This is a genomic window from Citrobacter freundii complex sp. CFNIH9, from assembly GCF_002903305.1.
Lineage (GTDB): Bacteria > Pseudomonadota > Gammaproteobacteria > Enterobacterales > Enterobacteriaceae > Citrobacter > Citrobacter portucalensis.
Map to the genome: position 1 here is coordinate 301,654 of NZ_CP026238.1, position 15,648 is coordinate 317,301.

The window sequence follows — 15,648 nt, forward strand, 5'->3', positions numbered from 1 at the left end:
GCGAGCCAGCTCAAAATTTTTAACATTTTTGTATCAATTATGATCCAGGTACATTTCTGTCAAGTTGTGTGGGTGTTACTTTAAGGCCGCAGGTTAAACAAAACCTTACAAGACCTGTGGTTTTTACTTTAAGGACACCCTATGAAAACCTCTATATTCAAAAGCCTTTACTTTCAGGTCCTGACAGCGATTGCCATTGGTATTCTCCTTGGCCATTACTACCCTGAATTAGGCGCCCAAATGAAACCGCTTGGTGATGCCTTCGTTAAGCTCATCAAGATGGTCATCGCACCTGTCATCTTCTGTACTGTCGTTACCGGCATTGCAGGCATGGAAAGTATGAAAGCCGTAGGCCGCACCGGTGCGGTTGCACTGCTTTATTTTGAAGTGGTCAGTACGATTGCGCTGATCATCGGTCTTATCATTGTTAACGTGGTGCAACCCGGTGCCGGGATGAACGTCGATCCGGCGACGCTGGATGCCAAAGCGGTTGCGATTTACGCCGAACAGGCAAAAGACCAGGGGATCGTAGGTTTCCTGATGGATATTATCCCGGCGAGCGTCATTGGCGCGTTTGCCAGCGGTAACATCCTGCAGGTATTGCTGTTTGCAGTAATGTTTGGTTTTGCGCTGCATCGTCTGGGCAGCAAGGGCCAGATGATTTTCAACGTGATTGAAAGTTTCTCACAGGTTATTTTCGGCATCATCAATATGATCATGCGCCTGGCGCCTATCGGTGCTTTCGGTGCTATGGCCTTTACCATCGGTAAATATGGCGTCGGAACGCTGGTGCAACTGGGTCAGCTAATCATCTGCTTCTACATCACCTGTATTCTGTTTGTGGTGCTGGTGCTGGGTTCAATTGCGCGCGCAACCGGCTTCAGTATCTTTAAATTCATCCGCTATATCCGAGAAGAGCTGCTGATCGTTCTGGGTACTTCTTCTTCCGAGTCTGCGCTGCCGCGTATGCTCGATAAGATGGAAAAACTGGGCTGTCGGAAGTCGGTTGTCGGATTGGTTATACCCACGGGCTACTCGTTTAACCTTGATGGGACATCAATCTATCTGACTATGGCGGCGGTGTTTATCGCTCAGGCGACCAACAGCCACATGGATATCTTCCATCAGATAACCCTGTTGGTGGTGCTCCTGCTCTCCTCAAAAGGTGCAGCGGGTGTAACCGGGAGTGGCTTCATTGTTCTGGCCGCGACTATCTCTGCGGTGGGTCATTTACCGGTTGCTGGCCTGGCACTGATTCTTGGTATTGACCGCTTCATGTCTGAAGCCCGTGCGCTGACCAACCTGATTGGTAACGGTGTTGCAACTGTCGTTGTGGCTAAATGGGTGAAAGAATTGGATACCAAAAAGCTGGATGACACGCTGAATAATCGTGCGCCGGATGGCAAAACGCACGATTTATCCTCTTAATCTCGTCACTTATGCCCGTAGTCCCTTCCAGGACTGCGGGCGTTTGCGCATAATTACCCCCTGTGCCTGAAACCGTCGATTCGGCGGCTCGGGATTTTTTCACTTCTTCCGTGACATTTTTATGTTCTCGCGGTCTAACACGAAGTGTTTTTAACGTCATATTCAGAGAGTCCTTTCGAGGGCTGTCTTTTTATTTCCAGGATAGTTGATCAGGGGTTCACATGCAGGGCACAAAAATTCGACTTTTAGCGGGCGGCTTGCTGATGATGGCCACTGCCGGCTATGTGCAGGCAGATGCGCTCCAGCCTGATCCAGCGTGGCAACAGGGCACGCTGGCAAATGGTTTACAGTGGCAAGTGTTAGCCACTCCCCAGCGTCCGAGCGACCGTATTGAGGTTCGCTTGCTGGTCAATACCGGTTCACTCACCGAAAGTGCGCAACAGAGTGGTTTCAGCCATGCGATCCCGCGTATCGCGCTGACGCAAAGCGGTGGCCTCGATGCCACGCAAGCCCGTTCACTGTGGCAGCAGGGGTTCGATCCCAAACGTCCCATGCCGCCGGTTATCGTTTCCTATGATTCAACGCTGTATAACCTCAGTCTGCCTAACAGCCGTAACGACCTACTGAAAGAGTCACTTTCTTATCTGGCAAATATCTCCGGTAAACTGAGCATCACCTCTGAAACGGTCAATCATGCGCTGAATAGCGAAGACATGGTTGCAACCTGGCCGTCAGATACCAAAGAAGGGTGGTGGCGTTACCGTCTGAAGGGATCGACCCTGCTGGGGCACGATCCCGCCGATCCGCTGAAAACGCCGGTAGACGCGTCGAAAATTCAGTCTTTCTACCAGAAATGGTATACCCCGGACGCGATGACGCTGATCATCGTCGGTAACGTTGATGCACGCAGCGTAGCTGAGCAAATCAATAAAACCTTTGGCGAGTTAAAAGGAAAACGCGAAACGCCTGCACCGGTTCCCACGCTCTCTCCGCTGCGAGCAGAAGCCGTGAGTATTATGACCGATGCGGTACGCCAGGATCGCCTGTCTATTATGTGGGATACGCCGTGGCAGCCGATCCGTGAATCTGCCGCGCTGTTACGTTACTGGCGCGCTGATTTAGCTCGTGAGGCGCTGTTCTGGCACATTCAGCAAGAGCTAACCAAAAACAATGCCAAAGACATTGGCCTCGGATTTGACTGCCGGGTGCTGTTCCTGCGCGCGCAGTGCGCGATTAACGTTGAGTCGCCGAACGATAAGCTGAACGCCAATCTGGGTACGGTTGCGCGTGAGCTGGCGAAAGTGCGTGATAAGGGACTGCCGGAAGAAGAGTTCAATGCGCTGGTAGCGCAAAAGAATCTGGAACTGCAGAAGCTGTTTGCCACCTATGGTCGTACCGATACCGATATTTTGATCAGCCAGCGTTTGCGCTCGCTGCAAAATCAGGTGGTGGATATTGCGCCTGAACAGTACCAGCGTTTACGCCAGAGCTTCCTCAACAGCCTGAGCGTTGAGATGCTGAATCAGGACCTGCGTCAGCAGCTGTCGCAAGATATGGCGTTAATTCTGCTGCAGCCGAAGGGTGAACCTGAATTCAATATGAAGGATCTGCAGGCGACGTGGGATAGCATTATGGCGCCCGTTACCGCAGCGGCAACGTCTGTTGAAACGGATGAATCACACCCTGAAGTGACGGATATCCCGCCTGTACAGTAAAGGATATCGTAACCTGTAAGCCGGGCAAGTGAAGCGCTCCCGGCTTACCCAGTGCCGGATGCGGCGTTAACGCCTTATCCGGCCTACAGGAACAATAAATTATTGCGGCATGGCGTCGCGGGGGATAATCGCCCCACGATGCTGAATGACGGTGCTTGCCGTCAGGTGGCCGCGTTTTGCGGCTTCGGCGGCATCGCCACCGGTCAGACGGACCGCCAGATACCCGGCGCTGAAGGAGTCTCCGGCCGCAGTGGTATCGATCACTTTCTCTTTCGGCAATTTAACGGCCGGAACGTCGATCAGTACTTCGCCTGCAATGGAAACCAGGCAAGAGTCTGCGCCGCGCTTCACTACCACTTCCTGAACGCCAGCTGCGTGAGTACGGGCAATCACCTCGGCAACGGGTTTTTCACCCCACAGTGCGTCTTCATCGTCCAGCGTCAGGAATGCGATATTGGTGCATTCCAGCATCTGCTGATACACCTGCTGGGTTTCTTCTTTGCTGCTCCACAGACGTGGGCGGTAGTTATTGTCAAAAATGACCTTTCCGCCGTTGGCACGGCATTCACGCAGCAATGACAGCAGCTTGTCACGGCTTGCCGGGCTTAAAATCGCCAGGCTGATTCCGCTCAGATACAAGTAGTCAAATGTCGCCAGTTCTTCGCAAATCGCGGCAGACTGCTCGCTCTCCAGCCAGAATTTTGCGGCGGCTTCATTACGCCAGTAATAGAAGGTGCGCTCGCCAGTGCTGTCGGTCTCAATGTAGTAGAGACCTGGCAGGCGGTTTTCCATGCGCTGGGTTAATGAAGTGTCTACGTTTTCACCCTGCCAGGACTCCAGCATTTGTTGGCTAAAACTGTCGGTACCCAGTGCAGTCACATAGTGTACGGAAAGTGCCGCCGCATCGACCTGACGGGCGATATAAACGGATGTATTCAACGTGTCGCCACCGAATCCGCGCTGAACGTCTGCGCCTTTCTGTGACAGCTCAATCATGCATTCGCCAATCACGGCAATCTTTCTGGACATAGTCGTAACCTGCTCTGAAAAAAATTAGCGTTAGTGTGCGCTGTGGGTGTTAAGTGGTCAACTATATTAAAACATCGTTCCATTATTTTTTTGAGCCAGCACGTGTTCTGCGTTGTTTTTGCCGCTTAGTTTTTATTTTTGCGCACAGCTGAACGTAAAGTTCTTCGTCTGAGCGCCGATAACCTTTGACGAGTCCGGTCAGTCACACTCTTATTTACAGGACATCTCAGATGATAAAGCAGGTTACCCAGCAGCTCATTACGCCCGATGCGAGTATTGAAAGCTTGCTGGAAAGACGCTATTGGCTGCAGTGCGAGCGTGCTTACACCTACCAGCCAATTTACCAGACCAACGGACGGCTGATGGCCGTTGAACTGCTGACCGTCGTGAGCCATCCTGATAACCCTTCCCAACGTATTGCACCAGACCGCTATTTTGCTGAAGTGGCTGTACGGCATCGTGTTGATGTTGTGAAAGAGCAACTTCTGCAGCTTGAGCTGAAAGGGGGCTTTTTCAGAGCCAACAACCTGCTGGCTTCAGTGAATGTCGATGGACCAACACTCATTGCGATGCGTCAGGATCCCGAAATCCTGAAAATCATTGAAGGCCTGCCGTGGCTGCGTTTTGAGCTGGTGGAACATATCCGCTTGCCGAAGGGGTCGTCGTTCGCCTCAATGTGCGAGTTCGGCCCGCTCTGGCTGGATGACTTTGGTACCGGAATGGCGAACTTCTCGGCGCTTAGTGAAGTGAGTTATGACTATATCAAAGTGGCGCGGGATCTGTTCGTCATGCTGCGCAAGACGCCGGAGGGACGTAATCTCTTCACACTACTATTGCAGCTCATGAACCGCTATTGCCGCGGTGTCATTGTCGAAGGCGTTGAAACGCTGGAAGAGTGGCGCGATGTGCAAAACTCACCAGCTTTCGCTGCGCAAGGCTATTTTCTCTCTCGTCCAGTGCCTCTGGATACGCTTGAAGAGGTGATCCTGTCGCTTTGATGAGGGCGTAGTGCACCTCCTTTTTATCCTGCTGGACTATCTTTAGGACAGGCAAGGAAGGAAGTAAGGAGGTTAGACATGACGAGAACAGGTAAAATAACCACTTCAGTAATAGGGGTTTTCTTGTTGTTGATCGTCGTACTCATCATTGTGATTGCGACATTTGACTGGAACCGGCTCAAACCGACCATCAACCAGAAAGTCTCTACAGAACTCAACCGGCCCTTTGCTATACGGGGTGACCTGGGCGTGGTTTGGGAACGCCAGAAGCAGGAAACTGGCTGGCGTAGCTGGGTTCCTTGGCCGCATGTTCATGCTGAAGATATCATCCTCGGCAACCCGCCGGACATTCCCGACGTCACCATGGTGCATCTGCCGCGTGTTGAAGCTACGCTCGCCCCGCTGGCACTGCTGACAAAAACCGTCTGGCTCCCGTGGGTCAAGCTGGTCAAACCCGATGCGCGGCTGATCCGCCTGTCGGAGAAAAACAATAACTGGACCTTTAACTTAGCTGGGGACGAAAACCGCGATCCTGATGCGCCGCCATCAGCATGGTCTTTCCGGCTGGATAACATTCTGTTCGACCAGGGACGTATCGCCATTAACGATAAGGTGACGAAGTCGGAGATTGAGATCCTGGTCGATCCGCTGGGTAAACCGTTACCCTTTAGCGAAGTGACCGGCGCAAAAGGTAAAGAGAGCAACGCCCGCGTCGAGGACTACGTGTTTGGGCTGAAAGCGCAAGGACGATATAACGGCGAACCGCTAAGCGGTAGCGGAAAAATAGGCGGAATGCTGGCGCTGCGTGGCGAAGATACGCCTTTCCCGATTCAGGCTGATTTCCGTTCGGGCAATACGCGCGTAGCGTTTATCGGCACGATAAACGATCCGATGAATATGGGCGGGGCGGATCTGCGGCTTAAATTCTCGGGAGATTCGCTAGGGGATTTGTACGATTTGACCGGCGTACTGCTCCCGGATACGCCGCCGTTTGAAACCGACGGACGTCTGGTGGCGAAAATTGACCCGGAAAAATCCTCTGTTTTTGATTATCGCGATTTCAATGGCCGTATTGGCGACAGCGATATTCACGGAACGCTGGCCTACACCACCGGTAAGCCGCGACCCATGCTGAAGGGTGATGTGGAATCACGCCAGCTGAGGCTGGCCGATTTGGGGCCGCTGATCGGGGTGGATTCAGGCAAAGGGGCGGAACGGGCAAAACAATCTGAACAGCGCAAAGGTGAGAAGAGCGTTCAGCCTGCGGACAAGGTCTTGCCGTATGACCGTTTTGAAACCGATAAATGGAACGTGATGGACGCTGACGTGCGTTTCATAGGACGGCGTATTGAGCATGGCAGTAGCCTGCCGATCAGCGATCTCTCCACTCATATCATCCTGAAAAATGCTGACCTGCGCCTGCAACCGCTGAAATTTGGTCTTGCGGGAGGCAGCATTGTCTCCAGCATCCATCTGGAAGGGGATAAAAAGCCGATGCGGGGGCAGGCGGATATTCAGGCGCGGCGGCTGAAGCTAAAAGCGCTGATGCCCGATGTGGAACTGATGCAGAAAACGCTCGGTGAAATGAACGGGGACGCCCGGTTTAGCGGAAGTGGAAACTCGGTAGCGGCGCTGCTGGGTAACAGCAATGGCAACCTGAAACTGCTGATGAATGACGGCTTGATCAGCCGGAATCTGATGGAAATTGTGGGCTTGAATCTGGGGAACTATCTTGTCGGGCAGATATTTGGTGATGACGAAGTGCGGGTGAACTGCGCGGCGGCGAATCTGGATATTGTTAACGGCGTGGCGCGTCCGCAGATTTTTGCTTTCGACACGGAAAACGCAGTCATCAATGTCACTGGTACGGCAAGCTTTGCGTCGGAGCAACTTGATTTAACCATCGATCCGGAGAGCAAAGGGATTCGTATTATTACTCTGCGTTCGCCGCTGTATGTTCGCGGCACATTTAAGAATCCGCGGGCTGGCGTGAAGGCCGGACCGCTGATTGCGCGCGGTGCGGTTGCTGCCGCATTAGCCACGTTAGTTACTCCCGCGGCAGCCTTGTTGGCGCTGATTTCGCCGTCAGAGGGTGACGCGAATCAGTGCCGGACGATCCTGTCGCAGATGAAGAAGTGATGTCTGGCCGGATGTTTATCCGGCCTGGATTTCATGCTCAACGTAGGCCGGATAAGGTGGTTACACCGCATCCGGCAAAAGAATTACAACGACTGATGGCGGGTTTCGTGGGTCAACAGCAGTGCAATCAGCGTCAATGCCGCCATCGATGCCAGATACGTACCAACAGCCGCCAGACCATAATTCGCCTGCAACCATGCAGCGATGTATGGGGCAACCGATGCGCCGAGAATCGACGAAACGTTGTATGAGAACGACGCCCCCGTGTAGCGCACTTCGGTCGGGAACAGCTCCGGCAGCAGTGCGCCCATCGGGCCAAATGTCAGACCCATCAGGCTTAAGCCCAGCAACAGGAAGGCGAACACCAGCACCGGATTGCCAGAGCCGAGCAGCGGTTTAAAGGCAAACAGCGCAAACAGAATGATCAGCGTGGTGATGATGAGCATGCTCTTGCGGCGACCAAACGCATCGGCCAGCAGGCCCGCCACCGGCACCATGACGCCAAAACCAATGACCGCCATCATCAGCATCCACAACACTTCATTACGCGGCAGGCCAAGCCCTACAGGCGCTGCGGCGGTACTGAACGTCATCGAATAGACGGTCATGATATAGAACAGCGTATAGGTCGCCAGCATGATGAACGTGCCGAGGATCGTCACGCGAACATGTTTTGTCAGTAGAGTACCTAGCGGGATTTTCACCTGTTTTTTCGCCGCGGCTACTTTGGCGAAAACCGGGGATTCATGCAGCGAAACGCGGACGTACAGACCGATAATCACCAGCACCGCGGAGAAGATAAACGGTACGCGCCAGCCCCAGCTCATGAACTGTTCGTCGGTCAGCAGCCAGGAGAGCAGCAGAAAGGTACCGTTGGCGAAGAAGAAACCGATAGGCGCGCCCAGCTGCGGAAATGATCCGTACAGCGCGCGTTTGCGCGGTGGTGCGTTTTCCGTCGCCAGCAACGCTGCGCCGCCCCATTCACCGCCCAGACCTAAACCCTGACCAAAACGCGCCAGCGCCAGCAGCAGTGGGGCGAAAATGCCGATAGTTTCATAGCCCGGCAGCAGGCCAATGACGACTGTCGAGATCCCCATGGTAAGCAGTGAAGCAACCAGTGTGACTTTACGGCCGACGCGATCGCCGAAATGTCCGAACACCGCGGAACCGATTGGTCGGGCCACAAAGGCGATAGCAAAAGTGGCGAGGGACTGTAGCGTAGCCGCGGTCGGATCCCCCTGCGGGAAGAAGATATGCGGGAACACGATCACCGCGGCGGTGGCGTAAATATAGAAGTCGAAGAACTCAATGGCGGTGCCAATGAGCGAGGCGACGACAACTTTATTGCGCGAGTTGACCGGGGTGTGTTCCTGTTCGTTGTCGAGTGTTGTGGCTGTTGCTTGCATAATATTTTCTTATTTTTGGCCGAACGAAAGGTCATATTACGCACAGCAAAAGAGACATTTCAATCTGTAACAAACTTTGAGATCGGTCAAAAATGGAGCAAAAAGGGGATAATTTTTAGGCTTGAGATTTCACTTCCATGAAATGCTTCACACAATTTAAAACTTGGATGATAAAACTGGTTTTTGGTTAAATAAAAGTTACGGGTTGGATTTATTCACTAAATCAGTGAGAGCAGGCGGCATTATAATTGCCGGATGGCGCTACGCTTATCCGGCCTACAAAACTCTCCCGTAGGCCAGATAAGCGCAGCGCCATCCGGCCAGTTAACAAAGATTAGCGGTGTGTTTTCCCCGGCATACGCGGGTCGTCTTTGTATTCCGCCGTGGCAATCCAGGCTGCGCAAAACAGGGTCAGACGAGCGAAGAAGTAGAAGAACGCCATCAGTCCAAGCACGGAACCAAATGCCGCGCCCGACGGCGACTGCACCAGTGATGGCAGCGTATACGTCATGATCATTTTGATGACTTCAAACCCCAGCGCCGCGATAAAGGTACCGCGTATGAGCGCTTTCTTACGCGGTCGGTGACGCGGTAGCCGCCAAAAAATCCAGAAGAACAGCAGGTAGTTGGCGAAAATAGAGATGGTCAGGCCGATCAGTCGCCAGGCGGGCTTCAGCCATTCGATACCGTCGAGATACAGCGCAGAGATAATCATCTGCTGGGCGGAACCGGCGATAGAGGTAATGGACAGAGTAACAATCAGTGCAACCAGTAAGCCAATCAAGGAAACAAAATCACGCAGATATTTGACCCAAATTTTTTCCTGATCCTGCGGCGTACGTTCCCAAACATCCCGCGACTGGGCACGAATCGCTTCGCGCAGGTTCCCCATCCAGTTAATGCCGGAATAGAGCGCGATACCCAGCCCAACCAAACCTACGGTCGTACGCTGCTGAACGGCGGTATTGATGGTGTTTTTCAGCGTAGAGGCGAGTGTCGGATCGCTGACGTTCAGCAGAATCTTGCTGAAGATATCCTGCAACAGCGTAGGGTGCGAAGCGAGAATAAAACCCGCGGCGGCAAACGACACCATCAGGATTGGGATCATCGACAGAAACGAGAAGTAGGTAATGGCGGCGCCAAACTGATTTCCCATACGATCGTTAAACCGCTCTGCGGCACGAATAAGATGGGCGATGATGGGCTGGCGTTGAATTTTATCGGCGAAGGTCAGAGCGGTTTTCAGCGCCTGGTTCGCTTTAGCGTTTTTCTCCGGCGCGGCGGAGGCTGGTTTATGTTCTGGCGTAGGGTGTTTTGCGTCTTGTTCCTGCGTCATCCGATCGGTTGTCCTTATTTTGTTCACTCATGACATTATAGCCTGCTCAGGGGCGCATCCTGAAAAATGGACTAATCCACATAGTCTTTCATCACGCCAGTCAGCCATTCCATAAACAGATGTACCCGGCGGGAGAGGTTGCGCCGATGCGGATAAAGCAAAGAGACTGGCATTGGCTCGGCGCGATATTGCGGCAACACTTCGACCAGCGTACCGGCGCGCAGGGCATCACGCACGCCAACGCGCGGCACCTGAATAATGCCCAGACCGGCAAGGCATGCCGCGTGATAGGTTTCGGTACTGTTTACCGTTAGCATGCCGCCGGTTTTAACCCATTGCGTGCCGTTTTCTGTCGCCACTTCGAAACCTTGCGCACGCGTTCCCAAATTGATCGAGTAATGCACCACTGCATGCGAGGCAAGATCCTCCAGATTTTCCGGGTAACCAAAGCGGGCGAGGTATTGCGGGCTGGCGCAGTTAATCTGCGTGAGTTTCCCCAGTGGGCGCGCAATCAGCCCTGAATCTTTCAGCGTACCCACGCGTACCACACAGTCGAAACCTTCGCGGATCAAATCCACCAGACGGTCGCTGCTGCTGAGTTCGAGTTCCAGGCCTGGATACTGATGCAAAAAGCTCGGTAAGCGGGGCATCACCAGGTTTCTTGCTACACCGACCGGCATATCAACGCGCAGCTTGCCGCTGATGCTGGACGGATCGTGATGGAACAACCCATCCAGCTCATCCAGATTACTCAACAGATCTTTCGCGCGTTCGTAATAGATCATGCCGTCTTGCGTGAGCTGAACGCGGCGTGTTGTGCGGTGCAACAACTGCGTGCCCAGATGATTTTCCAGAGCCTGGATCTGGCGCGATACGCTACCTTTAGGAAGTCCGAGGGTGTCTGCGGCACGCGAAAAGCTCTCCAGTTCTGCGACGCGGATGAACAACTGCATTGCGTGAATTTTATCCATTCTCATGCCCTATTGTTGTTCTAAATGAAACAGTAATGCGCAGTTAGCAGTATTTATTGTTCTTCTATCACCTAATAAGCTTTGTCTCAATCTTCACAACACCTGAAATGAGGTTTCTTATGACGCAACGTATCGCATTGGTGACTGGCGGCGGCCGTGGACTCGGTAAAAACGCGGCGCTGAAGCTAGCGAGTAAAGGAATCGGTATTATCCTGACGTGGAACAGCAATGAAAAAGAAGCGCAGCAGGTTGTGGATGAAATACGCCAATCTGGCGGTAAAGCGGCGGCATTACCGTTGAATGTCGGTGATATTTCTACATTCCCTCAGTTTGTTCAACAGGTGCAGGGAACGTTACAAACGCAGTGGCAAAGTAACGTGTTTGATTATTTATTGAACAATGCCGGAATCGGCATTAACGCACCGTATCCGGCATTTACTGAAGCGCAATTTGACCAACTTTTGAACATCCATTTTAAGGGCCCCTTTTTCCTGACGCAGAGCCTGCTACCGCTGATGAATAAAGGTGGTCGCATCCTCAATGTCTCGACCGGGCTTGCCCGCTTTGCGCTACCGGGTTACAGCGCATACGCAGCCATGAAAGGTGCGATGGAAGTGTTAACCCGTTATCAGGCAAAAGAGCTGGGAGAGCGCGGCATAACGGCGAATATTATTGCGCCAGGCGCAATAGAAACGGATTTTAGCGGCGGAAATGTGCGGGATAATGCGCAATTGAATGCGTACATTGCATCGCAAACGGCGCTGGGACGCGTTGGTTTGCCGGATGATATCGGCGATGCCATTGCTGCGCTGCTTAGCGATGAACTGGCCTGGATGACGGCACAGCGTATCGAGGTATCCGGCGGAATGTTCCTGTAAACCCATAAGGTGCTTATTCAACAGGTCACGGCATGCGTTGAATAAGCACTTAATGCTAGATTGTATTTTGTAACAGATTTATCCATTGTCGTAGATATCTTATTTTTAGCTAAAAATATAAAATCATATTAATTAATATTCATTGTCTTATCATGAGCGTCGAATATTAAGACTTTCCCTAATTTTCGAACCTGTTTTTGTTCCTTTGTATGATCCTTCGGGTTGAGCTGTAACTATTCATAACTTCTGCTTCTTTCTTCCCCATCTATCGGTAAAATGGCCCCCCGCCAAATGGTGACTTCTTATTTTACCCTATGGGTAATACCCTTCCGCATGTTAAGGCTAATATCCTATTCGGATGGAGATAAATAATGCAGGTAGTAATGTTTGACAGGCAGTCAATATTTATTCATGGAATGAATGTAAGTTTGCAGCAACGTATTCCAGGAGTGGATGTTCAGGGTGTCAGTCAGGCAGATGAACTTTGGCTGACGCTGGAAGATAAACCCGAGGCATTAGTTATATTGGATGGCGACCTTGATGCTGAGTTCTGCTGTAGCTTGCTGCAACAGATAGCAGAGCGCTTTGCGATGGTGAAGGTGCTGGTGACCGCAACGGACTGCCGTAAAAAATGGCTGCAAGAGGTCACTAAACTGAACGTGCTGGCCATTGTTCCGCGCGATTCTGACGCGGAAACCTTTACGCTGGCCCTCAATAGCGTCGCGATGGGTATGATGTTTATCCCCAGAGACTGCATAACCGCTACCGAAAGCGGTGGGCAAAATATCAGATTGCTCAGCGCGCGTCAGCGGGAGATTTTGACCATGCTGGCCGCCGGAGAATCTAATAAACAAATTGGTCGACTGTTAAATATCAGTACCGGAACGGTAAAAGCCCATCTTGAATCGTTGTACCAGCGCCTGGAGGTAAAAAACCGTACGCAGGCGGCAATGATGTTAAACAACACCATTTACTAGGAACATATTTCACAGTCAGAATATTTCTGGCTGTGAAATAAACGCCGGCCAGATATTTTTAGCGCAAAATTGGGTAATTCCCACACTGAATATCCACGTAATTAATGCTTCCAGCTGAAACCTGTCTTTTATTTGCGTCATTTCCTTATGAATGAATGCCTCGCAGATCCTCATATCTGCGAGCAGCAATGTTTCTGCCTGCATCACCGTAATTGGGGTATCAAAGGATTCATTGGCGGTGATTTCGTGTCCGTAGCCAATGACCCAGATGCCTTTTTTGTCCTGATACTTTTCCAGCGACAGGCCCTGCCATTGCTTAATAAATGCAATACAAGCGGGCGTGAAATGCGTCGAACGCAGCGGCATAATAGTCTCTGTGCAAAGAGACCTATTCTAAAAAAAACACGCCGTTACGCTAGTTGCCTGACAGCCAGTATTTACCGCAAAACGACCTATGCCGTGGGCGGCTGATATTCCTGTTTTAACAGACCAAAAATCCAGTCATCGTGCCAGGTATGATGTAGCCAGTAGCTTGCGCGTAGCGTGCCTTCATGAATGAACCCGACCTTTTCCAACAGACGCCGTGAGGCTTCGTTTCCTGCGGTGACACAGGCGGTCAGTCGCCGCAGACCGCCGCTGGCAAATGCGTATTCACACACGGCATGCAGAGATTCAACGCCATACCCTTTACCCTGCGCCTCTGGGGCGAGCAGAAAGCCAACCTCGGCACACTCATTGCTCTCCTGAATGTATCCTGTCACGCCAAGCGGTGCTCCCGATGTCTTATCGCACAGGAGCAAACATAGCCAGTGCGGGCTGCCGGGAAACCATTCAGGCAGGCGGGAGTCGAAGGCTGTCCGTATTTCCTCTTCAGTACGTGCGTCAGCGACAAAACGCATCACATCTGGGTTCTGCTGTAGCGTTAAGAAGAACGTCCAGTCATTTTCTGTCAGTGGGCGGCAGAGCAGACGTGATGTTTGCAGTACAGGCACAGGCTTATCTCCAGAATAATTTTCAATGATTGTGCGGAAGTCACTGTAAAACTTATTTATTTGCTATATGAATGTGTTCTAGTCTACATCGGCACAACGTTGCGTTTAAAAAAGATAATTACATACCATTGTGAGGCCGCACGTTTTGGGTCCTTTTAGGGAAGATGATGACCAATAGCGCGTTACAAGCGACATGTACACCCTTTGAACATTGTCTGGGGATTATCCGCCAGGCGTCGGTAGAAATATTACTGCTGCTAGGCGTACATGCCGCAGAAGGCAAAGACCCACGGTGGTTTCTCGAGCAACTGGATCAGGCACGACTGAATCTGGGCGGCTGGGGGGCTGTCGCCAGACGGTTGCAGATGAATGATGCGCAATTGAGCCAGTTCACTCTGCGGCTACGTCATCTTCAACAGAGTGTACCCCAATATGAAAATGGCCAGGACGTCAGTGAAAACCAGCTGATTTCAGCGCTGCGCTTTGTGGCTTCTCTGGAACAATTACGCCAGCAACAGCCCATCCTGAAGTATCAAACCGAAATTGCACCTGTGGAGCCGGATGCTCAGATGCGGGCGCAGCGTCAACTTCGCGCAATAGAATTAACCCTCAAATCTCTGATTGCACGGGTATGGCCGGATCAACATCCTCTCAACAGCTTTCTGAAACAGCACTTTGGTGGTGAACGTCTGCGTCGCTGGCTAAAGTTGGGCGAAGGACGAGATGCGCTGGACGGTATGATGTTTAGCGAGCTGGCGCTGATGGTCGTCGATAAGAAATTATTCGTTCGCCACTTTACGCAGATTTTTAACGATACCTCAGTGCTCATGTCATTTGTTGAGCCGCGTATCACGCTACGCATGTTTTTGGATGATTGCCGCCTGGCTCGTAACTGCGTTATCGCGCAGCAGCCGCTGACGTCGGTACAACTGATGTTGCTGGACTACCAGTACCGACAGATAACTCATCCTGTGCAACGGGCATTTGAAGAACGGCGTACGCGCATTAATCCTGCGTCGTATCTGGAATCTGATGAGGCCATGGTCCGCCAGTTTTGGGAAACAGCAAAGCAAAAAGACGAGCAAGCGGGAGGCGATAAGCATGAAATCGCAGACAGTATTGATCCGCCGGAAAAGCGGGCCAAGCGCACGGCGGAAGAACGTGAACAGCTGATTTCCGGCATGTTGTGGGTAGCGGTCGGCGTGATGGTGCTGGCGATTTCGCTGGGTGCGTTCTGGTTATTCACTTCGCCGGCGCCACAGTCGTCTTCCGGACAATCCGTTGAAATTGTGCAGGAGGAACCGCGACGCGATGCCCCCAGCGCACGGGAGGCGGTGACCCGAATGGGCATCACCTGGGATGCCTTTAACATGCGTGCGGCTATCGATCGCAATGACACCCGCGTGACGTCACTGTTCCTGCAGGGCGGGATGGACTGGAAGCTGGCGTGGACGGAGCAGGCGTTTTCGGCGGGCAATACAGAGGTGTTGAGACTGCTGCTGCGTTACCCTTCGCAGATGGATGAAAGCAAACCATGCCGACAGTTTATGACTACGCTCAGCCATGCGATGTCGAATGGGGCATCGCTCACTTCGCTGCATAAAAGTTATCTGCAAAGTTTTTGTTCCGTGCCTGCGGTCGTTGCGCGTCAGCAATATGATCTTGAGCAGGCCGAGCTGCGTGTTCGCGCCCAGCCAAGCCCTGAGAACAAGAAATGGCAGAAAATTCACGCCGAGCTGTACGATGCGATTAACTGAAAGCCTGATGACTCAGACCGTC

Annotated in this window: 13 protein-coding genes; 7 read left to right on the forward strand and 6 right to left on the reverse strand. The window is 52.2% G+C overall.

Features of this window, described 5'->3' with window-relative positions:
- Positions 1–141 precede the first annotated feature (141 nt).
- Complete coding sequence (gene dctA / locus C2U43_RS01505; RefSeq protein WP_008786411.1) at positions 142–1,428, forward strand: C4-dicarboxylate transporter DctC; 1,287 nt, start codon at positions 142–144, stop codon at positions 1,426–1,428.
- A gap of 221 nt (positions 1,429–1,649) precedes the next feature.
- Entirely contained in the window at positions 1,650–3,143 is a 1,494-nt protein-coding gene (locus tag C2U43_RS01515) for a M16 family metallopeptidase (protein WP_032945317.1), read from the forward strand.
- A gap of 99 nt (positions 3,144–3,242) precedes the next feature.
- Here C2U43_RS01515 and C2U43_RS01520 read toward each other — a convergent pair whose 3' ends face one another.
- On the reverse strand, positions 3,243–4,172 hold the full coding sequence (locus C2U43_RS01520) for a sugar kinase (protein ID WP_103284599.1): 930 nt from the start codon (positions 4,170–4,172) through the stop codon (positions 3,243–3,245).
- Between the two features lie 230 nt (positions 4,173–4,402).
- Here C2U43_RS01520 and pdeH point away from each other — a divergent pair, with 230 nt between their 5' ends.
- Together pdeH and C2U43_RS01530 are read left to right on the forward strand one after the other, a co-directional pair.
- A complete protein-coding gene (gene pdeH, locus C2U43_RS01525) occupies positions 4,403–5,170 on the forward strand; it encodes a cyclic-guanylate-specific phosphodiesterase (RefSeq protein WP_008786408.1) in 768 nt (255 codons plus the stop codon).
- Between the two features lie 78 nt (positions 5,171–5,248).
- Positions 5,249–7,309, forward strand: a complete 2,061-nt coding sequence (locus C2U43_RS01530; RefSeq protein ID WP_103284600.1) for an AsmA family protein — start codon at positions 5,249–5,251, stop codon at positions 7,307–7,309.
- Between the two features lie 83 nt (positions 7,310–7,392).
- Here C2U43_RS01530 and C2U43_RS01535 read toward each other — a convergent pair whose 3' ends face one another.
- From C2U43_RS01535 to C2U43_RS01545, 3 genes are all read right to left on the reverse strand, one after another.
- Positions 7,393–8,715 carry an MFS transporter gene (locus C2U43_RS01535; RefSeq protein WP_003023312.1) on the reverse strand — a complete coding sequence of 441 codons (1,323 nt, stop codon included), beginning with the start codon at positions 8,713–8,715 and terminating at the stop codon, positions 7,393–7,395.
- A 334-nt stretch (positions 8,716–9,049) separates the two neighbouring features.
- On the reverse strand, positions 9,050–10,051 hold the full coding sequence (gene yhjD / locus C2U43_RS01540; protein WP_032945313.1) for an inner membrane protein YhjD: 1,002 nt from the start codon (positions 10,049–10,051) through the stop codon (positions 9,050–9,052).
- A gap of 71 nt (positions 10,052–10,122) precedes the next feature.
- Entirely contained in the window at positions 10,123–11,022 is a 900-nt protein-coding gene (locus C2U43_RS01545) for a LysR family transcriptional regulator (RefSeq protein WP_103284601.1), read from the reverse strand.
- A 119-nt stretch (positions 11,023–11,141) separates the two neighbouring features.
- Between C2U43_RS01545 and C2U43_RS01550 the strand changes: the two genes are divergently transcribed.
- Together C2U43_RS01550 and C2U43_RS01555 are read left to right on the forward strand one after the other, a co-directional pair.
- The gene (locus tag C2U43_RS01550) at positions 11,142–11,900 is read left to right on the forward strand and encodes an SDR family NAD(P)-dependent oxidoreductase (RefSeq protein WP_032945309.1); all 759 of its coding nucleotides are present in this window, start codon (positions 11,142–11,144) and stop codon (positions 11,898–11,900) included.
- A gap of 371 nt (positions 11,901–12,271) precedes the next feature.
- Positions 12,272–12,877: a helix-turn-helix transcriptional regulator gene (locus tag C2U43_RS01555; RefSeq protein ID WP_003827446.1), complete on the forward strand. Its 606-nt coding sequence runs from the start codon at positions 12,272–12,274 to the stop codon at positions 12,875–12,877.
- A gap of 15 nt (positions 12,878–12,892) precedes the next feature.
- On the opposite strand, the gene C2U43_RS01560 is transcribed toward C2U43_RS01555, so the two are convergent.
- Both C2U43_RS01560 and C2U43_RS01565 read right to left on the reverse strand, forming a co-directional pair.
- Positions 12,893–13,243, reverse strand: coding sequence for a glycoside hydrolase family protein (locus C2U43_RS01560; RefSeq protein WP_103284602.1), 351 nt, complete (start codon positions 13,241–13,243; stop codon positions 12,893–12,895).
- Positions 13,244–13,329: 86 nt separating this feature from the next.
- Positions 13,330–13,869 (reverse strand): GNAT family N-acetyltransferase, encoded by a 540-nt coding sequence (locus C2U43_RS01565; RefSeq protein WP_060682918.1) that lies wholly within the window; start codon positions 13,867–13,869, stop codon positions 13,330–13,332.
- Between the two features lie 167 nt (positions 13,870–14,036).
- Here C2U43_RS01565 and C2U43_RS01570 point away from each other — a divergent pair, with 167 nt between their 5' ends.
- Positions 14,037–15,626, forward strand: a complete 1,590-nt coding sequence (locus tag C2U43_RS01570) for an STY4199 family HEPN domain-containing protein (protein ID WP_060682917.1) — start codon at positions 14,037–14,039, stop codon at positions 15,624–15,626.
- Positions 15,627–15,648: the final 22 nt, after the last annotated feature.

Excerpts from the sequence above, each read along its gene's own strand:
- C2U43_RS01560 (WP_103284602.1), bottom strand. The coding sequence starts at position 13,243 with ATGCCGCTGCGTTCGACGCATTTCACGCCCGCTTGTATTGCATTTATT.
- pdeH (WP_008786408.1), top strand. The coding sequence starts at position 4,403 with ATGATAAAGCAGGTTACCCAGCAGCTCATTACGCCCGATGCGAGTATT.
- C2U43_RS01530 (WP_103284600.1), top strand. The coding sequence starts at position 5,249 with ATGACGAGAACAGGTAAAATAACCACTTCAGTAATAGGGGTTTTCTTG.
- C2U43_RS01535 (WP_003023312.1), bottom strand. The coding sequence starts at position 8,715 with ATGCAAGCAACAGCCACAACACTCGACAACGAACAGGAACACACCCCG.
- C2U43_RS01520 (WP_103284599.1), bottom strand. The coding sequence starts at position 4,172 with ATGTCCAGAAAGATTGCCGTGATTGGCGAATGCATGATTGAGCTGTCA.
- dctA (WP_008786411.1), top strand. The coding sequence starts at position 142 with ATGAAAACCTCTATATTCAAAAGCCTTTACTTTCAGGTCCTGACAGCG.
- C2U43_RS01555 (WP_003827446.1), top strand. The coding sequence starts at position 12,272 with ATGCAGGTAGTAATGTTTGACAGGCAGTCAATATTTATTCATGGAATG.
- C2U43_RS01550 (WP_032945309.1), top strand. The coding sequence starts at position 11,142 with ATGACGCAACGTATCGCATTGGTGACTGGCGGCGGCCGTGGACTCGGT.
- C2U43_RS01515 (WP_032945317.1), top strand. The coding sequence starts at position 1,650 with ATGCAGGGCACAAAAATTCGACTTTTAGCGGGCGGCTTGCTGATGATG.
- yhjD (WP_032945313.1), bottom strand. The coding sequence starts at position 10,051 with ATGACGCAGGAACAAGACGCAAAACACCCTACGCCAGAACATAAACCA.
- C2U43_RS01545 (WP_103284601.1), bottom strand. The coding sequence starts at position 11,022 with ATGGATAAAATTCACGCAATGCAGTTGTTCATCCGCGTCGCAGAACTG.
- C2U43_RS01570 (WP_060682917.1), top strand. The coding sequence starts at position 14,037 with ATGACCAATAGCGCGTTACAAGCGACATGTACACCCTTTGAACATTGT.